This window comes from Kosakonia pseudosacchari (assembly GCF_015167415.1).
Taxonomy (GTDB): domain Bacteria; phylum Pseudomonadota; class Gammaproteobacteria; order Enterobacterales; family Enterobacteriaceae; genus Kosakonia; species Kosakonia pseudosacchari.
In genome coordinates this window covers 358,276-377,152 of the sequence record NZ_CP063425.1, presented here as the reverse complement: position 1 = coordinate 377,152, position 18,877 = coordinate 358,276, and the positions used below count along the sequence as shown (strand labels likewise).

Annotated in this window: 18 protein-coding genes; 5 read left to right on the top strand and 13 right to left on the bottom strand. The window is 54.2% G+C overall.

Annotated elements, in window-relative coordinates:
* Positions 1 to 13: 13 nt before the first annotated feature.
* Together IP581_RS01705 and IP581_RS01700 are read right to left on the bottom strand one after the other, a co-directional pair.
* Complete coding sequence (locus tag IP581_RS01705; protein WP_193821610.1) at positions 14 to 703, bottom strand: LrgB family protein; 690 nt, start codon at positions 701 to 703, stop codon at positions 14 to 16.
* Positions 696 to 1,106: a CidA/LrgA family protein gene (locus IP581_RS01700; RefSeq protein ID WP_193821609.1), complete on the bottom strand. Its 411-nt coding sequence runs from the start codon at positions 1,104 to 1,106 to the stop codon at positions 696 to 698. The genes IP581_RS01705 and IP581_RS01700 overlap by 8 nt, the downstream gene beginning before the upstream one ends.
* Positions 1,107 to 1,206: 100 nt before the next feature.
* Here IP581_RS01700 and IP581_RS01695 point away from each other — a divergent pair, with 100 nt between their 5' ends.
* Positions 1,207 to 2,100 (top strand): LysR family transcriptional regulator, encoded by an 894-nt coding sequence (locus IP581_RS01695; RefSeq protein WP_193821608.1) that lies wholly within the window; start codon positions 1,207 to 1,209, stop codon positions 2,098 to 2,100.
* A gap of 48 nt (positions 2,101 to 2,148) precedes the next feature.
* Here the strand turns inward: IP581_RS01695 and IP581_RS01690 are convergent, their stop codons facing one another.
* From IP581_RS01690 to soxR, 4 genes are all read right to left on the bottom strand, one after another.
* The gene (locus IP581_RS01690) at positions 2,149 to 3,795 is read right to left on the bottom strand and encodes a Na+/H+ antiporter (RefSeq protein ID WP_065369873.1); all 1,647 of its coding nucleotides are present in this window, start codon (positions 3,793 to 3,795) and stop codon (positions 2,149 to 2,151) included.
* A 172-nt stretch (positions 3,796 to 3,967) separates the two neighbouring features.
* The gene (gene ghxP, locus IP581_RS01685; protein WP_086873947.1) at positions 3,968 to 5,317 is read right to left on the bottom strand and encodes a guanine/hypoxanthine transporter GhxP; all 1,350 of its coding nucleotides are present in this window, start codon (positions 5,315 to 5,317) and stop codon (positions 3,968 to 3,970) included.
* Between the two features lie 299 nt (positions 5,318 to 5,616).
* Entirely contained in the window at positions 5,617 to 6,285 is a 669-nt protein-coding gene (locus IP581_RS01680) for a glutathione S-transferase family protein (RefSeq protein WP_193821607.1), read from the bottom strand.
* A 267-nt stretch (positions 6,286 to 6,552) separates the two neighbouring features.
* Positions 6,553 to 7,011: a redox-sensitive transcriptional activator SoxR gene (gene soxR, locus IP581_RS01675; protein WP_017459479.1), complete on the bottom strand. Its 459-nt coding sequence runs from the start codon at positions 7,009 to 7,011 to the stop codon at positions 6,553 to 6,555.
* A gap of 81 nt (positions 7,012 to 7,092) precedes the next feature.
* Between soxR and soxS the strand changes: the two genes are divergently transcribed.
* Positions 7,093 to 7,416: a superoxide response transcriptional regulator SoxS gene (gene soxS / locus IP581_RS01670; RefSeq protein WP_017459478.1), complete on the top strand. Its 324-nt coding sequence runs from the start codon at positions 7,093 to 7,095 to the stop codon at positions 7,414 to 7,416.
* 7 nt (positions 7,417 to 7,423) lie between these two features.
* On the opposite strand, the gene IP581_RS01665 is transcribed toward soxS, so the two are convergent.
* Positions 7,424 to 8,995 carry an EAL domain-containing protein gene (locus IP581_RS01665; RefSeq protein WP_097401641.1) on the bottom strand — a complete coding sequence of 524 codons (1,572 nt, stop codon included), beginning with the start codon at positions 8,993 to 8,995 and terminating at the stop codon, positions 7,424 to 7,426.
* A 346-nt stretch (positions 8,996 to 9,341) separates the two neighbouring features.
* Positions 9,342 to 10,742 (bottom strand): GGDEF domain-containing protein, encoded by a 1,401-nt coding sequence (locus tag IP581_RS01660; RefSeq protein WP_193821606.1) that lies wholly within the window; start codon positions 10,740 to 10,742, stop codon positions 9,342 to 9,344.
* Positions 10,743 to 11,269: 527 nt separating this feature from the next.
* On the opposite strand from IP581_RS01660, the gene IP581_RS01655 reads away from it, so the two are divergent.
* The gene (locus IP581_RS01655; RefSeq protein WP_086873943.1) at positions 11,270 to 11,551 is read left to right on the top strand and encodes a YjcB family protein; all 282 of its coding nucleotides are present in this window, start codon (positions 11,270 to 11,272) and stop codon (positions 11,549 to 11,551) included.
* 304 nt (positions 11,552 to 11,855) lie between these two features.
* Here IP581_RS01655 and IP581_RS01650 read toward each other — a convergent pair whose 3' ends face one another.
* From IP581_RS01650 to IP581_RS01630, 5 genes are all read right to left on the bottom strand, one after another.
* Positions 11,856 to 12,977, bottom strand: coding sequence for a hypothetical protein (locus IP581_RS01650; RefSeq protein ID WP_193821605.1), 1,122 nt, complete (start codon positions 12,975 to 12,977; stop codon positions 11,856 to 11,858).
* An 85-nt stretch (positions 12,978 to 13,062) separates the two neighbouring features.
* Complete coding sequence (locus tag IP581_RS01645) at positions 13,063 to 13,884, bottom strand: ABC transporter permease (protein ID WP_086873941.1); 822 nt, start codon at positions 13,882 to 13,884, stop codon at positions 13,063 to 13,065.
* Complete coding sequence (locus IP581_RS01640) at positions 13,884 to 14,714, bottom strand: ABC transporter permease (protein ID WP_193821604.1); 831 nt, start codon at positions 14,712 to 14,714, stop codon at positions 13,884 to 13,886. Before IP581_RS01640 ends, IP581_RS01645 begins: the two co-directional genes overlap by 1 nt.
* 62 nt (positions 14,715 to 14,776) lie before the next feature.
* Positions 14,777 to 15,925 (bottom strand): ABC transporter substrate-binding protein, encoded by a 1,149-nt coding sequence (locus tag IP581_RS01635; RefSeq protein WP_228007802.1) that lies wholly within the window; start codon positions 15,923 to 15,925, stop codon positions 14,777 to 14,779.
* Positions 15,916 to 16,947, bottom strand: coding sequence for an ABC transporter ATP-binding protein (locus IP581_RS01630; protein WP_193821603.1), 1,032 nt, complete (start codon positions 16,945 to 16,947; stop codon positions 15,916 to 15,918). The genes IP581_RS01635 and IP581_RS01630 overlap by 10 nt, the downstream gene beginning before the upstream one ends.
* A gap of 152 nt (positions 16,948 to 17,099) precedes the next feature.
* Here IP581_RS01630 and IP581_RS01625 point away from each other — a divergent pair, with 152 nt between their 5' ends.
* Positions 17,100 to 17,858, top strand: a complete 759-nt coding sequence (locus IP581_RS01625) for an MBL fold metallo-hydrolase (protein WP_193821602.1) — start codon at positions 17,100 to 17,102, stop codon at positions 17,856 to 17,858.
* On the top strand, positions 17,855 to 18,877 hold the full coding sequence (locus tag IP581_RS01620) for a LacI family DNA-binding transcriptional regulator (protein WP_193821601.1): 1,023 nt from the start codon (positions 17,855 to 17,857) through the stop codon (positions 18,875 to 18,877). The genes IP581_RS01625 and IP581_RS01620 overlap by 4 nt, the downstream gene beginning before the upstream one ends.

Below are 18,877 nucleotides of genomic sequence, written 5' to 3'. Positions count from 1 at the left end.
GCACGGCGGGGAGCTAAAACATCACGCTGGCGATCAAGGGCGCTGCCAGCACCATCACCACACCGGAAAGCATCATCACCAGGCTTGCGACCACGCCTTCCTGCTGACCGAGCTCATAAGAACGTGCGGTGCCCGCGCCGTGTGAGGCTGCGCCAAAGCCCGCGCCTTTCGCCACCCCTTCGCGAATCGATAAGCGCAGAAACAGCACATCGCCAACCGCCATGCCAAACACACCGGTGACCACTACAAACAACGCCACCAGATCCGGCTGGCCACCAATCGGCCCGGCGGCCGCCAGCGCAAAAGGCGTGGTGATCGAACGCACCGCGAGGCTGCGCTGGATCTCATCCGGCAGCGTAAACAGGCGCGCCAGCCAAACCGAGCTGGTCACCGCCACCACCGAAGCGGTGATTACGCCCGCCGAAAGCGACATCCAGTGGCGGCGAATAATCGCCAGGTTGTCATACACCGGTACGGCGAAAGCGATGGTCGCGGGCCCCAACAGCCACATCAGCCAGTGGGATTCACCCATGTAGTCCTGCCAGGAGATATGACCGAACACCAGCATTAACACCAACAGCAGCGGCGTGAATACCAGCGGCATCAGCGGCAATTTTCGAAAACGGCGGTAGAGACGTTTATTGAGGAAATAGCACACCAGCGTCATCGCCAGGCACAGCAGGCTCAAGGCGAAATCACTCATTTTTCAGCCTGCTGAGTTCAAAGCGATAGACGTTATCCACCACCCAGGCAGTGGCGCCGAGCACCAACAGCGTACTCAAACCGATCACCATAAAAATGCGCCAGCCTTCTACCATCAACAATTGCGCGTAATTAACCACGGCGACCACCGCAGGCACAAAGAACAGCAGCATTTCCGCCAGCAGCCAATGCGCACCGGCACGTACCCAACTAAGCGGGATCACCCGACAAAGTATTAACCCCAGCAGCAGTATCATGCCCACCAGGTTGGCGGGAAGCGGCAGATGCAGCCATTGAACCAGGTATTGCGCAAAGATAAACAGCCCGGCATAAAGCACCACCTGAACCGAAACCTGTAAACGACGCACAAGGGCAGGCGTAACACGGCTTAACGCCACGTCCATAATGATTTTCCATCAAATAAGCAGGCGGCCAGTATAGAGAGCCCCAATGCGCTACTGAAATGAATTAAACTCATCGCATACATAGTTCTAAGGAATAATTATGGACATCAGAACGCTGCGCTATTTTGTGGAGGTGGTACGCCAGCAAAGTTTCACCCGCGCGGCGGAGCGCCTGTTTGTGACGCAACCGACCATCAGCAAGATGCTGAAAAACCTCGAAGATGAGCTGAACTGCACCCTGCTTATCCGTGACGGGCGCAAACTCTTACTCACCGATACCGGCCGCGTGGTGTATGAGCGCGGCCTCGCCATCCTCGCGGAGTTTCGCCAGTTAGAAACCGAACTTGGCGACATCAACCACCTGAACAAAGGTGTTTTGCGCCTCGGCATTCCACCGATGGTCGGCATGTTGATGGCCGGGCCGATCAACTTGTTCAGCCAGCGCTACCCCGGTGTGGAACTGAAAATTGCCGAGTTTGGCGGCCTGACCGTACAGCAAGCCGTCAGCAACGGTGAGCTGGATGTGGCGATGACGGCGCTGCCGGTCGAAGAAGAGAGTGGCCTGGCGACCTTGCCGCTGTTTAGCCATGCAATGTGCGTGCTGGTGCCGCGTTCCGGCAGTTGGCTTGAACGTGAAGTGGTCACGCCAGAGGAGCTCGCTGAACATCCGCTGCTGATCTACAACGAAGATTTCGCCTTAAGCCGCCAGCTCATGCTGCTGTTTCAACAGCATGGCGTGAAGCCGCGTATCGCCGTACGCAGCGGTCAGTGGGATTTTCTCGCCGCCATGGTGCAAGCGGGCGTGGGCATTGCCATTCTGCCGGAGCCGGTCTGCCAGCGGCTGGATAAGCAGAATCTGCGCTGGATCCCGCTCCAGAGCGACTTGCGCTGGGAGTTAGGCATGATTTGGCGCGACGGCGTTTACCTTTCACGCAGTGCGCAGGCGTGGCTGCAGTGTTGTGAAGGGTTCTGGCTCAATGAGAAAAGCGAGTAGCGGGGTTAACTGGCCGGGCAGCGCATCAATGTCTGCCCGGCGCGAGGTTTACTTATTCTCTAACAGCAGCGCTTCCAGCAGGTCGAGATCGTGCAGCAGTTTTTGCAGCGTCTCGTTGCTGATCTGCCGGGTGGCACGCAGGTGGTAAAGCTCGGCGCGCTCTGAGCGCAGCGCCGCCAGGCGGAAACGACGTTCCAGATTCTCCTCCTGGAGAGAACTCTCAACGTTATTGCGTCCGTCGGCACGACGGCGCAGGTTACCAATTACCCGCGAACTCACTTCCGTAAGTAACTGGTTATCGATGTTCTCTTCGGTGTCTGCCGCCAGGCGCTCTTCCATCTTCTGAATCGCGACAATCGCCACATCCGCCGTTGCCGCGCGCGCCATCCGCTCCTCTTTGTACTGCTGCGCGTGGTCGCGCACTTCAACATGCTGCAACAGCGCAGGCAGTGCGATAACGCCAACAAACAGCGAGAACAGAATCACCCCGGCGGCGAGAAAGACCAGCTCGTAACGCGCCGGAAAGACATCGCCGCTCGGCAACAACAGTGGAATGGAGAGCACACCGGCAAGCGTTATCGCCCCGCGCACCCCGGCAAAGGTGGCGATCAACAACTCGCGGTCGCTCCACGAGGCGAACTCCATCGGTTTTTTCACCAGGAAACGCTGGCTGAATCTCTTCATCGTCCACAGCCAGCCAAAGCGCACCAGCATCAGCGCGGCGTAAATCAGCACAATATCGGTAAACAGCATCCAGGTTTCGACGTTTGGATCGGCTTCTGCCGCCACCAGCGAAGACTCCAGAATGCCCGGCAACTGCAAGCCTAACAGCAAGAACACCATGCCGTTAAAGACGAACTCCAGCATCGCCCAGGTGCTGTTGGCGCGCAGACGCATCGCCAGCGGCGCGGTGCGCATCACGCCGGAACGGGTAATGGTCATCCCTGCCGCGACCGCCGCGAGGATGCCGGAAAAACCGATATGTTCCGCAATCAAATAGGAAGCAAACGGCAGCAGAAACAGCAATACGATTTGCGTGGCTGGTTCATCGCCGCCCCAGCGGCTGAGAAAACGCAGCGAGCGGCCATACAGCCAGCTCACCACAAACCCGGCGAGCAAACCACCAATCGCTACTTTGAAAAATTCAAACGTTGCTCCGCCCACGGTAAACACCATGGTGCCCATCACGACCGCCACGGCGAATTTCAGCGACACCAGACCCGAAGCGTCATTCATCAGCGCTTCGCCCTGCAAAATGCCCATGATTTTCTTCGGAATGCGCCCTTCCCCGACAATGCCGGAAAGCGCGACTGCATCGGTTGGCGACAGCACCGCCGCCAGCGCAAAGGCGGGCACCAGCGGAATGCCAGGCACCATCCAGTAAATTAAGAAGCCGATCCCGACCACGGTGACCACCACCAGCGCCAGCGCCAGGCCAAAGATTTCGCGGCCATGTTCGAGGAACTCACGCGTGGGCGTTTTCCAGCCATCGGCGAACAGCAGCGGCGGAATAAACAAAACCAGGAACAGTTCCGGGTCGAATTCCACATGCAGGCCAAAGGTGGGAAAGGCCAGCAGCGCGCCGATGGCGATCTGCATCAGCGGAAGCGGGATTTGAAATGGAAGAACACGAGTCACGACGCCAGAAAGCGAGACGACAAGGGTCATGATGAGAATGGTAAAAAATATTTCCATGCGTTCCCTGTTTGCGATGTGTTGTTATAAAAGGCCTCAGACCTTGATGCCAGAGCCTTCAGCTTAACGCAAAGAAACCGGGCTGTGGGCAAAAAAATGGGCAACCGAAGTCGCCCATTGTGTAAAGGTTTACGCTCAACGTCCTCTGCCCACAGGAAGAGGAAACGCGATGTCAGATTGCCCAGCCGCCCGCATAGAAAGCCACCAGCGCGATGGCAATCACCACGGTGCCGATATTCAGCTTGCGCCACTCACCGGACACCACGCGGCCAATCACCAGCGACGCAAAACCGATCATGATGCCGGTTACGATGTTGCAGGTCAGCACGATAAACACGGCAGTAATCAGGCCTGCCATCGCGTCGACGAAGTCGGCAAAATCGATTTTCGCCACGTTGCTCAGCATCAGCAGGCCAACGTACATCAGCGCCGGTGCCGTTGCGTAAGCTGGAACCAGGTAAGAGAGCGGAGAGAGGAACAGGATCAGCAGGAACAGCACGCCCACGGTGATCGCCGTCAGGCCGGTTTTACCGCCTGCCGCCGTACCTGCCGCAGACTCGATATAGACCGCCGCTGGCGCCGCGCCAACTAAACCGGAGAAAACGCTGCTCAGGGAGTCGGTGGTCAGCGCTTTGCCGCCATCGATAATCTGACCATCTTTGCCCAGCAAGTTTGCCTGGCCCGCGACCGCACGGATAGTGCCAGTGGCGTCAAACACCGCCGTCATCACCAGCGCCAGCACGCTTGGCAGCACGACCGGGTTCAGCGCGCCGACGATATCCAGGCTGCCGATCAGCGAGTTGCCTTTGTCATCGCTCAGCGACGGCATGGCGAAAATGCCAGAAAAGTGTACGCTCGGGTCGAAAATCAGACCGACAATCGACACACCGATAATGGTCAGCAGAATGCCACCCGGCACTTTCAGTTTTTCCAGGCCGATAATCACCGCCAGACCAATCAGCGACATGATCACCGGGAAGCTGGCAAAGTGTCCAAGCGTAACCGGCAGGCCGTCCAGCGGGTTCTTGATAACCAGACCCACGCCGTTCGCGGCGATCAGCAGCAGAAACAGACCAATACCGATACCGGTGCCGTGCGCAACGCCCTGCGGCAGGTTGCGCAGGATCCAGCTACGAATGCCGGTGGCAGAGATAACCGTGAACAGCACACCCATCAGGAACACCGCGCCAAGCGCGACCGGTACGCTGATGTGTTGGCCCAGCACCAGGCTGAATGCGGTAAAGGCGGTCAGAGAGATAGCGCAACCGATAGCCAGCGGCAGATTCGCCCACAGGCCCATCACGATAGAACCGACACCAGCCACCAGGCAGGTGGCGACAAACACCGCCGCAGGTGGAAACCCGGCTTTACCCAGCATGCCAGGTACGACGATGACCGAATAGACCATCGCCAAGAAGGTGGTTAAACCGGCAACGATTTCCTGACGAACCGTGCTGCCACGGGCAGAAATTTTAAACAGTGCGTCAAGCGAACCGCCGGTACGCGCAGAAGGCGTAGACATAGAAACATCCCCTGAGAATTTTATTGTGCGTTGGTATGCGTGGTGGACAGTCCACTGCCGGTTAAACGTCATCTCCCTGTGCTGCGTTGTGACAAGGGGCCACAAAAAAGCAAACGTTTAACTCCGCGCATACAACGGTTGGTCGAAAAAAGGCAAACGATTATCCAGCGTTTATATGGCGCTTTTCAACTGAACTTTGCCGCTTTTCGCTAAATTTCGCGCGAAGCGGCGAAGAAGTGGACGGCGGATGCGCAAACGTTATCGTCGATGCGCAACTTTGCAACATTTGCCGATCAATTTTAGCTGCCAGGCAGATCAAATGGCCCGCCCTGCACAATGGCCCGTTGCCATGCCGGGCGCATCTCTACCCGTTTTTTCCACGCACGTAAGTTGGGTAAATTCTCCACGCCGCCGCGAGCCAGCAACGCGAACACCGGGAAGCTCATCTGAATATCAGCCATGCTTAGCTGATCTCCGGCAAACCAGCTTTTCTGCGCCAGTTCGCCTTCGATAAAGCGCGCATGGTTTTCAATTTGCTGTTTCAGGAACGCTTTATCGACACCCTTCGCGAGGAGTTTGCCGACACTGCGTATCCCGAACGGCACCGGGGGTTTACCCAGGCTGTTCATCACCAGTTTCATGAGTAGCACGGGCATGAGCGAGCCTTCGGCATAGTGCAGCCAGAAGCGGTAATCCCGCTTCTGGTTGGTCTCCTGCGGTTTAAAGCGCTGCTCAGGGTCGTACGTTTCCTGCAAATATTCGAGGATCGCTCCGGATTCGGCGAGGATCAGCCCTTCATCCTCCACGACGGGTGACTTGCCGAGCGGGTGCACTTTTTTCAGGGATTCCGGCGCCAGCATCGATTTTTCCCGCTGGTAACGGACAATTTGATACGGCACGCCCAATTCTTCTAACGCCCAGAGTACGCGCTGGGAGCGCGACTGATTAAGGTGATGCACCGTAAGCATGTTTTTCTCCAGAAAATTCAGACACATTAACTATAGAAAACCCCTACTTACAGCGGTGAAAAAAAAGACAAAAATAATTGCTCAAAAAAGTAGCAATTATGCGGCGGTGGCCTACACTAAAAGTGTCGGTACAACCCGGAACCTGTAACATACGCAGGGGTGCCGATGTCGGGGGAAACCCTCCCGTAACCGAGCGGGATAGAGAGAAAGACAAAGACCGGAAAACGACTAAAGCGCCCCAACGGGCGCTTTAGTTTTTTGTACGTTTCAATCGTCTTCCAGCAAGCGCGCGCCGGTGCCCTGCTGCCCAAGCTGGTCGCCGGGGTTACGCAGTGGACAATCGCTGCGTGACAGGCAGCCACAACCGATACAGCCATCCAGTTCATCACGCAGAGCCACCAGCGTATGGATACGCCGGTCCAGTTCTTCGCGCCACTGTGACGACAGCTGTTTCCACTCTTTCTTGCTTAGCGTATGCCCTTCCGGCAGCACACCAAACGCGTCGCCGATGGTCGCCAGCGGAATACCAATGCGCTGAGCAATCTTGATGATCGCCACATAGCGCAGCACATCACGCGTATAGCGCCGTTGATTGCCGGTGTTACGGGTACTTTTGATTAAGCCTTTACTCTCATAAAAGTGCAGCGCAGAGACGGCAACCCCGCTGCGCTTCGCCACTTCACCGGGGCTGAGTAAGGCTTTAATACGTGGCGTTTTCTTTTCCATAAAACCTCTTTACCTCAAGTTAACTTGAGGAATTATACTCGCTTCCAGACAAAACGACGAATCGGGAAATGAGGAAGCCATATGTCCCATCAGCAAATTATTCAGACACTTATTGAATGGATTGATGAACATATCGACCAACCAATGAACATTGATGTAGTCGCCAGAAAGTCAGGTTATTCGAAGTGGTATCTACAGAGGATGTTCCGCACCGTGATGCATCAAACGCTGGGTGACTACATTCGCCAGCGCCGTTTACTGCTGGCAGCGGAAGCGCTGCGAACCACGCAGCGGCCTATTTTTGATATCGCGATGGATTTGGGATATGTCTCGCAACAGACGTTTTCACGTGTCTTTCGCAGGGAGTTTGATCGCACCCCCAGCGATTACCGGCACCAGGCGTGATGCCCTGTCACTTTAATGAAGGCGGCTGCTGTACCCAGCGTTTAAATTCCTGTGACGGCAGCGCCTTTGCAAAGTACCACCCCTGACAGAACTGCACGCCGCGTTTTAACAGCCACGTGACCTGCTCCGCGGTCTCAACGCCTTCCGCAATAATCTTCAGACGCAGACTCTGCGCCATCTCAATGATGTGTTCAGCAATCAGATGGCTGGTGCTGTTGGTCGTCAATGTATCAATAAACGATTTGTCGATTTTCAGGATATCGACGTTCAGCGAGTACAGGTTGTGCAAATTGGAATAACCGGTACCGAAATCATCAATCGCCACCTCATAACCCGCCTGGCGAAACGCCTGAATAACCGGCGTGGTTTTCGGCACATCAATAAACCCGCGTTCGGTCACTTCAATCTTAATCTGCTCGGCGCGTACCGCATGCATCTTGGCTTTATTGGCAATCAATGAAATCAGGCGCGAGGAGTGGAAATCTGCAGCGGAGAGGTTAATCGAGATATAAAGTTGCGGCGCCATTGCCAGGAAATCGCCCAGATCGCTGAACAATTCGTCGACGACATAATCGGTAATACGCTCAATCATGCCCTCTTTTTCTGCCAGCGGAATAAACTCCGCCGGGCTCATGACCGGTCCATTAAACCCCGGCCATCGCAACAGCGCTTCCGCGCCAACGCAAGTGCCGTTTTTGATATCGATAATAGGTTGATAATGAAGGCGAAGCTGGCGTCGGGTTAACGCCCGGTGGAGCATACGGCGTGGAGAGTTAAACTCCTGCCGTGTTCGCGACCATATTAATAGCAAAATAACGCTACCAATCACGCCCAGCGGCAACGTTAATGTGACCTGGTGATAAAGCGCCTGAAAATAGTGGTCACTCGATGTCGAAACAATAATCGCGATCGGACGATTATTCGAACGTGCAATGGTATAAAAGCGCTGATCCTGCTGGAATGTTAAATCATCGGTGCGTAACAGCTTAGCTAACTTATCAATGCGGGCATTCTGGCTAACAGAAAAAAACTGATGCGTCACGGTGTCGTAAATACCGTAAGCCAGATCAGTATTGTCTGATGCCACATCGCTGTAAGTGAGCGGATTAATCACCGCGACATAATTTCCACGCTGCATGTACACCATCTTGTAGCCCGCGTAAAAAGGCGTATCCCGATAGTAATAAATAGCGATATCGGGCGCGCGTTTATAATCCGCTGGTGAAATAGCATACGATTGCGCGGGCGTTATTACGCTCGAACATAAAAAGTGGTCGCCACGGGCATAAATTAAATCCGAAACATACATGCTGCCGCGGACGATATTGAGCATGGCCGTTCGATGTTCCGGCGCGCAAATTTGTCCGCGGTATTTTTCCGCCGCGCTGCGCACCGTATCCACTTGCTGGATAACGCGCTCCGTTTTATTTAGCGCTAATTGAGCAAACGATTGAAGCTGGGCACTCGTTTCTTTCACCGCACGAATATGCGCAAACCATAGCGACAACATCAGCGGCAGAAGAACTACCGTGATGAGCACGACGACGCTGAGCATCTTGCGACGCACGCTATGATTCATATCCGCCTATATCCATGCATTTAAAGTGCCTTTTTTAATGTTTGGCAGGATGCTTTGATAAACAGGTGATTACGTTGCATGAATCAAACGACATTAGCAACTGACTTTTCTCATTAAAAACCTAATATTTGGTTATGACCGAAATACGCGACCATAAAGCAAACTCAGAGTGTGCCCAATGTTTATATTAAGGAAAATATTAATCCATTCGCATGGGGGTGTTTTAACTTAATACAACAGAGTATCGCTGATTAAGCCAAACTGGCCGCAGGATAAAAAAATGGCGCGCCATTCGGGTATTTTTTCATCTGTAGCCGAGCCGCTTTCATCATTTCTTCATTATTTATTAAAAAGCGCCAACCACCACGGTTTGGCTGCGTCCTGCGCGTTTCGCATCGTACAAGGCGTTATCCGCAAGCGTTAGTAAAACTGAAGTATCAGACTCTTCGCCGGTGACGAATACTAAACCAGCGCTAAAGGATAAGGCTATCTTTTCACCATTGCTAAACAATGGATTTCGCGCCAGCGACGCGCGAACCTTTTGGCTAAAACGCAGCGCCATCTTACTGTCGGTATGCGGCATTAAAATCAGAAATTCCTCACCGCCTAAACGACCAAAAATATAGGACGGATCGCAATGTTCACGGATCTGATCGCAAAAGTGGATCAGTGCGGCGTCGCCCGTTAAATGCCCCCAGCGATCGTTAATATTTTTAAAATAATCAAGATCCAGCATCAGAAGGCTAAAGTGGCTGCGCGGCTCGTCTGGCCGACACGCCACCAGCGCCTCTTTTAACTTCCGCAGCATAGCAAAACGATTATAGCAGCCAGTCAGATCGTCAATGGTGGCTTTCATTTCCAGCTGCCGCTCCGCTTTTTTACGTTCGGTAATATCAAGCCCAATACTGAGCACCGAGTGATCCGGCAGTTGAATATTCGACCAGAGCACCGTCAGCACCTGACCATCACGGCGTACCGGGTGCCATTCGTGCATGTCGACGGCTGGCGATGTATTAACCGAAGCGCGAACTTTTTGCCGAACTTCGGGATCGGGGAAAAATAATGCTAATGGATCGGCCTGCTGATTGAGCTCATTAATGCTCCAGCCAAATACACGTTCACACTCCGCGTTCCATAATATGCAGCGATTGGTTTTGTCAAAAGCGTTCATTAAAACCGGTGCGCGTTCAAATAACGCTTTATATTGCGTCACAATGCGCTGCATCTCTTTCGCTGTGCGTTCTCTGGCGACAATTTCAGCAAGATAATTTTTTAATTTTTCGACCAAAACAATAACGACATTTTTCACGATAGATAAAGCGTGCAAGGATTGCGGAAATGCCAAAAAGAAATAACCTTCGAGTCCGGACTCTTTATAATTTAATTTACACAAAATGCCGCTGCGTAATTTACTGGCCGCTATTTGCTGATGAGGAAATAATAAATCACCAGCATGTCGCCGCCAGCAAATGACTCGCCAGGCGCGCTGATGTCGTTGCAGTTGAGACTGTTCAAGAAAAGCGTGCACATCCTGCAATGTGCAGTCCGGCGTACCTGCGCTGACGAGCTGCCACGCATCGTCCTGCCGGATAACCACCCACGCAAGCGTGGAGCCGAGTGCTGCATTGATCGCGCGTAATATCTCTTCCATTGAGCGTTGCGCGGTGAGCCAGGGCATCAGCCTGGCCAGAACCGACAACGCCGCATCAGCGTCCTCAGGCGGCACGGCGGAATTTTCTATTTTCATATTTTTTCATTCGCAGGTTATATGACGCGAAACCAGCTTAAAATGACGTTATCAGGAAAAAAGAAGAGGCGGCCATCAATTCAGTTAGCGCAACTGCACGCACAAATATCTTCATCACGCATAAAGAACGTGATGAAAAAAATATATCGATAAAGATCAAAACCCTGAATCATCATTCACAGGCTAATAAGATTTTCCTCAAAAGCATAATATATGCGACACAACCTGTAAACGTTGTGGCAATTAGGATGCTAAATATCACTCAAATGTATTAGATAGAAAAAGCATTAATTCCCCCGGCATATAGAAATATATTGGCGATATATTGTCGTATGAAACAGCGCTAACACGACGCAAAAAGCACGATTTTTGTACTGGCGAATAAATCAGCAAATGTGATATAGTTCACACATTCTTGAAACGGGAAACGCCGTTTCAATTCGTTGTGTTATTCGCGGACCTCCAGCATTGCCACTCGCGCAGCGTGCTTATCCGCCTGGTATTCGGTTCTTTCTGAGGATGGTTTGATGGCTACCTTTACCGCCAGCGTCGTGCTTCTCCGCTGGCAGTTACTGAGTGCAGTGTTGATGTTTATGGCCAGTACGCTGAACATTCGTTTCCGTCGTGCTGATTATATTGGCCTGGCGGTGATCAGCAGCGGCATGGGCTTAGCGGCGGCATGCTGGTTCGCTACCGGGTTGTTGGGCATTACAGTGATGGATCTCGCCACGACCTGGCACAACCTGGTCGTCGTGATGGAAGAGATCGCGCAAAAAGCGCCACCCGAGTGGCCGATGATCGTAACGTGATTGCTTAAAGCGCCTGCGGGCGCTTTTTTATTTCCTCGGGTGCTCGCTTTTCTACGCCACGCACCTTCGCATAAATATAAACAACAGATCGGCGCCAACCGCCGATCTTTCCCGCCCGCGGTAGCCGCGTAAAGAGACTAGCAGCCTTTCGCTGACAACACTGTTCGGGCGGAGAAGCCGCATTTGATTACCTGCGGGCCCGCTAAGCGGGAACGCCCACTTACCGAGCCAGGGCGTAAAAAATGCAGATGCCCGAAAAGACCCGGCTTAGCGGGCATCGGTGTTTTACGTCAGCACAACGATTTTACTCAAGAATGCGGGCTTCCCATGGTCGCCAGAGCGGGTGGAATTTCTGTGGCTGATAGTGCGTCGTTTCGCGTTCGCCGAAATGGAACAGTGCATCCATCTCATTTTTGATGACGACAATATTGGAGCCATCCGCGCGCCCGCCAATGGTCACCGAACCGTGATAGCCCTTTACCGGCACGCCGGTATAATTCGCCAGTTTTTGTGCGAAAGCATCAATCCCGCCTTCGCCACTGTGGCAGCTTAAACAGCGGATATTTTTAAACTTCACCTCCCCGGCAAGTTCCAGCGTATCCATTGCCACATCAAACGGCGCTTTAACACCACCAGCGACTTGCAGGCCCGTGGTGCTGTCACCCTTTGGCGTAAACACACCGTGACCGATGATATTCAACCGCGGTTCGCCTTTATAGGTATCCGTGAAAAACAGGTACAAATTTTCGTTATTCAACCCCGCATCCCGGCGAACAATATTGATCTCGCCTGACAACGTCACCGCGCCCATTTCTCTCTCGCCGACATCCATGCCGACTTGATAAACCTCCGCTAACCTGGCGCTGTCTGTTTTTGCCGTTGTAGATGTTGCAAAACCCCCTTTCCCTTCCGGCAGAACAACGTGTATCGCATCCGGCCCGGAAACATCAGCAGCGGCATGGCTTAACGACCGTATACCTGGCGTATTTTCCTGCGCAAGGGAGGTGAAGGATTTCGCTGTCGCACTTGCCGGTTCAGCCAGCGCGGTTTTGTTTTGCAGATGCGCATTTTTAAGCGCGCTGGCGGGTCGTTCTGCAAGACGCCCGGCACCAGCACCGGCAAAGGCACGCGACGCACCGGGGAATTCCGGCAGCGGCCCGCCCAACACCGCGCCGAGGAAAATCTCCTGCAAACTTTCGCCCAGCGTGGGCAACGGTATTTTGCCTTCATCTTTGGGTACGCGGGAAAGATCGGCCTGTCTATCACCGGTTCGCCATGAATAATGCCGCTGCTGAAACGCCTGGAAAGTCTCTTTTGCCGGCGTATAGGCAGGCTCCAGCTGCACCGCTCTTAGCGTTTTGTCTGCGTAAGGCGAAATATCATAGGGTTTAAAAACATCAATTGCTGCCGGGCCTTTAATGTCCATGCGCGCTCCTTTAATAGCGGTTGTCTGGCTTCATTGCCGTTGATTAAGTGGCTCGATGGACGACTTTCGCGGCGTTAAGGCGCAATTATTTCCCCAGTTTCGACAACATTTCCGGGCGCATAAATTTATGGATAACCAGCATAAACAGTACCGATGGCACCAGCAGGATCAGCGCGGTGATGGACGACACCTGGTAGTTGCCCGACATACTGGCGGTATAGAGCAAAATGGGCAGCGTGGTGATATCCGGCGCGCCGACAAAAAAGGTGGCGGTAAACTCGTCTAATGATTCCAGAAACACAAAAATGCTGGCGGCAATCAGCCCAGGCGCGGCCTGCGGCAAAATGATATGGAAAAATGTATAGACCGGCCCGGCACCCAGATTGCGCGAAGCGCGCGCCAGCAACGGATCAAGCGCCGAGAACGCCGCCACGCTAATCCAGATCGAGTACATCAGGCCGTGAACGCTATGCACCAGTACCACGCCCGCAATCGTGCCGTTTAGCCCCCACTGATAAAAGAGCCGCGCCACGTTCATATACACCGTCAGGTTGGGAAACGCCTGCGGGATAAGAAACAGCAGCATAAAAAAGGCGCGACAGGGCATGGATCGGTGCGACAGCGCGTAACCCGCCGGAATGGAGATCAGCAGACAGACAATGACCGACAACACCGCAATGAATACGCTGATTGAGAGCGAACCGGAAACATCACTGTAGGGGCTAAACACCTGGCTCCAGTATTTTAATCCCCACTGGCTCGGCAAGGTGTGCGGGAAAAACCAGCTCTCCGCCACCGTCCAGATAATCAGGTTCAACAGCGGGCCAAACAGCGCCAGCACCAGAAAAGTGAGCAACAGGGTTTGCAGCAGAAAACTGCCGTGGAGTTTTTGGCGAAACGAGGTCATCACTGCGCTCCTTTGGCATGCAGGCTGTGACGTAAATAGAACCAGGAGAGCGCCGCGCAAATCAGCCAGGAGATCACCCCCATCGCGTTCGCCACCGGGTAATCGCCGTACGAATTCACGCGAAACGCCATATCGACGGTCATCATGGTTGGCGTGCCGGTGCCAATCATCAGCGGTACGGAGAGCACCGACATCATCGTCACCATGGAGAGCACCATCGCCACACCAATCGTCGGCAGCACCTGCGGCAAAATAATGTCGAACAGGATGCGTAAACGCGACGCACCGAGGTTTTTCGCCGCCAGCATATGCGACGGATCCACCGCCGACATCGCGCCGCAAATCAGTAATGTCGAGAACGCCATCTGCTTCCAGACGAAAGTGATGATGATGCCGCTCCAGCCCAAAAGCGAGGTGGTATCCATCGGTGTTAACAGCCCGCTCGCCACCAGCACATTGTTCATCAGGCCATTTTTGGCGAGGAAGGTGCGCATCATCTGCGCGGTAACAATAAAGGGAATAAACAGCGGCAGGCGGTATAAAAAGGCCAGCGCCTTAACGATGCGGCGAAACGGCGACAGCACAATCATGGCGGAAATCGTTATCGACAGCAGCGCGAGGATCACCAGTGAAACCAGCACGATAAGCACGGTGAAGAGAATATCGTTCGAGTAAAGCGCAAAGACTTTCGCAAAATGCGCAAGTGTAAAAGGCTGCGTATCGCTGGTGAACGCCGAGATCAGCGAAAAGCCGAGCGGCCAGAGAAAAAAGATGGCTATCAGCAGCGTCGCCGGGCCAACCAGTAAGCAGTATTTAAAGGCGTGTCGCATGGTGAACCTGAATAATCACAGCAAAAAAATGCCCGGGCGAAATGCCCAGGCACATCCGTCTGTCAGTTAGAAACCTGGCTCTCATAGCCCTCTTTGATATCGTCAAAGTACGGCGTGATCGGGAAACTTTTGCCATATTTGGCTAAATCATCCGGCGAAATTTCCGCAAACAGTTTCTGCCAGGTGGCCGCGTCCAGCTTCGCTTTCACATATTTCGCGTCGATGCCCGGATACCAGTTGAACTGCTTCACAATGCCCTGCGCCTGCACCTCCGGGCTGGTCGCCAGCGCGATAAACTCCTGCGCCAGTTTGCCCTGCGCAGCGTGTGCCGGAACGACGTAATACATCGGCTGGCCCGGCATCCCCGGGGAGATTAACGCCAGTTTGATCGACGGCGGCACTTTGCCCTGATCTTTCCAGCTATAGAACATATCGACCCACACCGGTCCCATGGTGATTTCGCCCCGGCTCAGCATATCCAGCGTGCCGGCGTTACCCGGCGTGAAGGTGACGTTTTTGTTGAATTCCTTCAGCCTGGCGAACGCCTGGCTCCAGCTTTTTTCCACGCCTTTGTCATACGGCAGCGCGGAAAGACGCGCCGCGTCGGTGCCGTAAGCGTAGATCCAGCCGACCACAAAGCTAACGCCGGACATGCCGTTTTTAATGCCGTTATAGCCAAAGGCTTGCGGGTTTTTCTGCGACCACTGCACCAGCTCGTCGTAGGATTTCGGCGGGGTTTTAATCAGATCGCTGTTATACGCGATAGCGGTCTGGCTTAAAAACATCGGCATCACGTAGCCGTCAACGTTCACGCCAAGCGCGTTTTTGGCGTTCCCGGCCGTCACCATCGAACCGGTGTTAATGGACGAGCGGTATTTCTCCAGTAGCCCTTTTTCCACCAGTTGACCACCGGCCGCCTGGTGCACTACCGCAACGTCGATATCCCAGCTTTTCGCGCCGCTCTGCTGTTGCGCCGTCAGTTTCTCGACAATCTTGTTGGAACCCGCATCACCCGGCCCGGTGCCGACCACCTGCACTTTCACGCCCGGATGGGCGGCTTCAAACTTTGGCCCCAGCCAGGTTTTAACGTAGTCGACCATATTTTGATCGCCCGCCGTCGCCACATTGAGCACCGTTTCGGCGCTGGCGGTCTGGACGCCATAACCCAAACAGAGTGCGGCTATCACAGCAAGTTTCGTGTTTACGGACATGATGTTTCCCCAGAAAAAGAGTGTGTTGGTTGGCTTGATGCAAAAGAGGCAAAAACATGCAGCGCCGTTTCCGGCACATGCAAAATCACCGGCGTTCGGACGGGCCAGAACAGAGTGGAATCCGCGAGAAAAATCTGCCCATCGCAGCGCACGCTGTGACGATACTGATGGCCGAGAAACGCGCTCTCTTCCACCACGCCATTCAGCACCAGGCCCGGCTGCTCCGGCTGCGTTAACGGGCGGTGCATGTTGACGTCAGAACTGCGGAAATAGAGCGTTTCCCCGCCCGCATCAGCCCGCGTCATGCAGTTATCCGCGCCCATAAAATCGGCGACAAACGGCGTTGCCGGGCGGTGATAAATATCTTCCGGCGTGCCCATTTGTTCGATACGCCCGTTGTTCAGCACTGCAATTCTGTCGGCCATCACCAGCGCCTCTTGCTGATCGTGCGTAACGATTAACGAGGTAAAACCGAGTTTTTTCTGTAGCGCTTTGATCTCATGGCGCACATTGAGGCGCACTTTGGCGTCCAGGTTCGACAGCGGCTCATCCAGCACCAGCACATCCGGCTCAATGGCTAATGCGCGCGCCAGCGCCACGCGCTGACGCTGGCCGCCGGAAAGCGCGGTGACTTTGATATCCGCATAATTCTCAAGGTTGACGATTTTTAATAATTCCTGCACCCGCTGCGCGATCGCCTCTTTTTTAACGCGGCGGACTTTTAAGCCATAACCAATATTTTTCGCGACGGTAAAATGCGGCCATAAAGCATAACTCTGAAACACCATGGTAATATTTCGCTGCTCCGGCGTGCTGTGAGTAATATCCCGACCATTCACGGCAATAACGCCGGATCGCACCGGAATAAAACCGCATAACGCGTTGAGTAGCGTGGTTTTTCCGCAGCCAGATGGCCCAAGCAGCGCAATCATTTCGCCCTTTTCCACAGCGAGATGAATATCGTGAAGAACGATATTTTCGCCATAGCCAATTTTCAGTTTTTCAATCTGTAAATAACTCACGGGCGTTCCTTTCTTCAGCGTTTCTTTCTTCGATGAACACGTGTTCATTTATTTGTAAAAAAAATGCAACGTTGCACCGACATTATGTGAGCCTACTTTGTCGGCTATTTGTGACAATTTGATTAAGTCCGCGATAATTTTGGTGAAGCGAAATGAAAATAGATGTTCTGGGCTGTGGTAGCGCGTTCTCGATGCAGCAAAACACCTCGGCGATTCGCGTTATCGACAAGGAAAACCGCCAGTTGCTGATCGACTGTGGCCCGACAATCCCCCGTGCGCTGTGGCAGCGCGGCGGCGACGTGAACGACATCGACGCCATTTACTTCACCCACGTCCACCCGGATCACTGCACCGGGCTGACTGCGCTGCTGAATTACTGGAAAAGTTTTCGGCGTAAAAAACCGCTTATTATCTGGTCGCAGCGCGAACAGCGCCCGGTACTGATAAAACTGGCAAGCCTCGCCAACTGGCCGGAAACCAGCCTCTGTTTTGATATCGACTGGCACGACAGCGAACCCGCCTGGCAGTGGCATGGCTGGCAGATGCGCACCGCGTTTACCCATCATGAACTCGCCAATCTCGCCCTGCGAATCGAAGCAGACGGCTACACTCTGTTCTACAGTGGCGACGGGCGCCCGACGCCGGAAAGCATCGCGCTGATGCACAACGCCTGCCTGGCGTTTCAGGAGTGCGCTTCGGCAACCGCGCTACCTAATGATGCCTCGCACGGCGATTTCCCCGGTTGCCTGGCGCTGTTTGAGCAACTGCGCTTACCGCGCCTGGGTTTATACCACTGCAACGACGCCGCGCTGCCCGCACTTGAACAGGCTTGCGCGCCCTATCCGGGCTTGTTTCTCAGCCACGATGGTTTCGCCACCGATCTCAGCCGTCGTGCGGAGGGGAAAGGGTGAGCCAGAGTTTACGCAAGCAAGCGGTGACCGCCGAAGATGTGGCGAAACGCGCGGGCGTTTCCCGCGCCGTGGTGTCACGTGCGCTCAGCAGCAACGGCAGTATTTCGCCGGCGACCAAAGAGAAAGTGCTGCGTGCCGCGCAGGAGCTCGGCTACCAGGTCAATTTTCTCGCCCAGGGGCTTAATCGCCAACGCAGCCACTTGATTGGCGTGATTGTCGCGCGTATTGGCGACCCGTTTCGCAGCAGCCTGCTGGAAAGTTTGCTGCATGAAATCCAGCGCCGGGGCTACCAGGCGCTGGTCACCGAAATCACCGGCGAACAGGATCTGGTCGCCACCCTGCGCCGGTTTACCCAGTTTCGCGTCTCCGGCGTGATTGTCACCTCAGGCCAACCGCCAGAAGCGATTGTTAACGAGTGCGTCAGCCAGCGCATTCCGGTGGTCGGGATCAACCGCCGCCCGGATATCCCGCTTGTCGATTTTGTCTGCTCCGACAACGTATCTGGCGCACGCCAGGCCGCCGAACAGCTTTATGACTCCGGCTGCCGCCGTTTTGGCTGGCTCAATAACTGCGGATCGACCTGGGCGGGCATTCAGCGCGGCGAGGCGTTTTTTCACGCCTTACAGCAACTCGGCGTTGATACTCAGCAGCAAGTGCGTTGGTTTGACGCGCGTGAAGAGGGTTACGACGGCGGCTTTCAGGTAGCGCTGGCCTGCGACGACACATTACCGGAAGGGATTTTTTGCGCCAATGCGCAGTTAGCCTGCGGTTTTCTCGACGGTATGCGAAAACGCGGCAAATCCGCGCCAGCCGATTTTCATTTGATAGGCTTTGATAACACGCCGCAGAGCGGCCAGTTCAGCTACCAGTTAACCACGCTGCATCAGGATGTGGCGGAAATCGCGAACCGGGCGCTGACGCGCCTGCTGGAGCGGGCGAAAAATCCTTTACAGCCTTCCCGCGTTGAGTGGGTTAAGGTGAAACTGATTTACCGACAAACCTCGCCACAGATTGGCTAA

Coding starts and splice junctions, on each gene's coding strand:
- IP581_RS01705 (WP_193821610.1), bottom strand. CDS start 703: ATGAGTGATTTCGCCTTGAGCCTGCTGTGCCTGGCGATGACGCTGGTG.
- IP581_RS01700 (WP_193821609.1), bottom strand. CDS start 1,106: ATGGACGTGGCGTTAAGCCGTGTTACGCCTGCCCTTGTGCGTCGTTTA.
- IP581_RS01695 (WP_193821608.1), top strand. CDS start 1,207: ATGGACATCAGAACGCTGCGCTATTTTGTGGAGGTGGTACGCCAGCAA.
- IP581_RS01690 (WP_065369873.1), bottom strand. CDS start 3,795: ATGGAAATATTTTTTACCATTCTCATCATGACCCTTGTCGTCTCGCTT.
- ghxP (WP_086873947.1), bottom strand. CDS start 5,317: ATGTCTACGCCTTCTGCGCGTACCGGCGGTTCGCTTGACGCACTGTTT.
- IP581_RS01680 (WP_193821607.1), bottom strand. CDS start 6,285: ATGCTTACGGTGCATCACCTTAATCAGTCGCGCTCCCAGCGCGTACTC.
- soxR (WP_017459479.1), bottom strand. CDS start 7,011: ATGGAAAAGAAAACGCCACGTATTAAAGCCTTACTCAGCCCCGGTGAA.
- soxS (WP_017459478.1), top strand. CDS start 7,093: ATGTCCCATCAGCAAATTATTCAGACACTTATTGAATGGATTGATGAA.
- IP581_RS01665 (WP_097401641.1), bottom strand. CDS start 8,995: ATGAATCATAGCGTGCGTCGCAAGATGCTCAGCGTCGTCGTGCTCATC.
- IP581_RS01660 (WP_193821606.1), bottom strand. CDS start 10,742: ATGAAAATAGAAAATTCCGCCGTGCCGCCTGAGGACGCTGATGCGGCG.
- IP581_RS01655 (WP_086873943.1), top strand. CDS start 11,270: ATGGCTACCTTTACCGCCAGCGTCGTGCTTCTCCGCTGGCAGTTACTG.
- IP581_RS01650 (WP_193821605.1), bottom strand. CDS start 12,977: ATGGACATTAAAGGCCCGGCAGCAATTGATGTTTTTAAACCCTATGAT.
- IP581_RS01645 (WP_086873941.1), bottom strand. CDS start 13,884: ATGACCTCGTTTCGCCAAAAACTCCACGGCAGTTTTCTGCTGCAAACC.
- IP581_RS01640 (WP_193821604.1), bottom strand. CDS start 14,714: ATGCGACACGCCTTTAAATACTGCTTACTGGTTGGCCCGGCGACGCTG.
- IP581_RS01635 (WP_228007802.1), bottom strand. CDS start 15,925: ATGTCCGTAAACACGAAACTTGCTGTGATAGCCGCACTCTGTTTGGGT.
- IP581_RS01625 (WP_193821602.1), top strand. CDS start 17,100: ATGAAAATAGATGTTCTGGGCTGTGGTAGCGCGTTCTCGATGCAGCAA.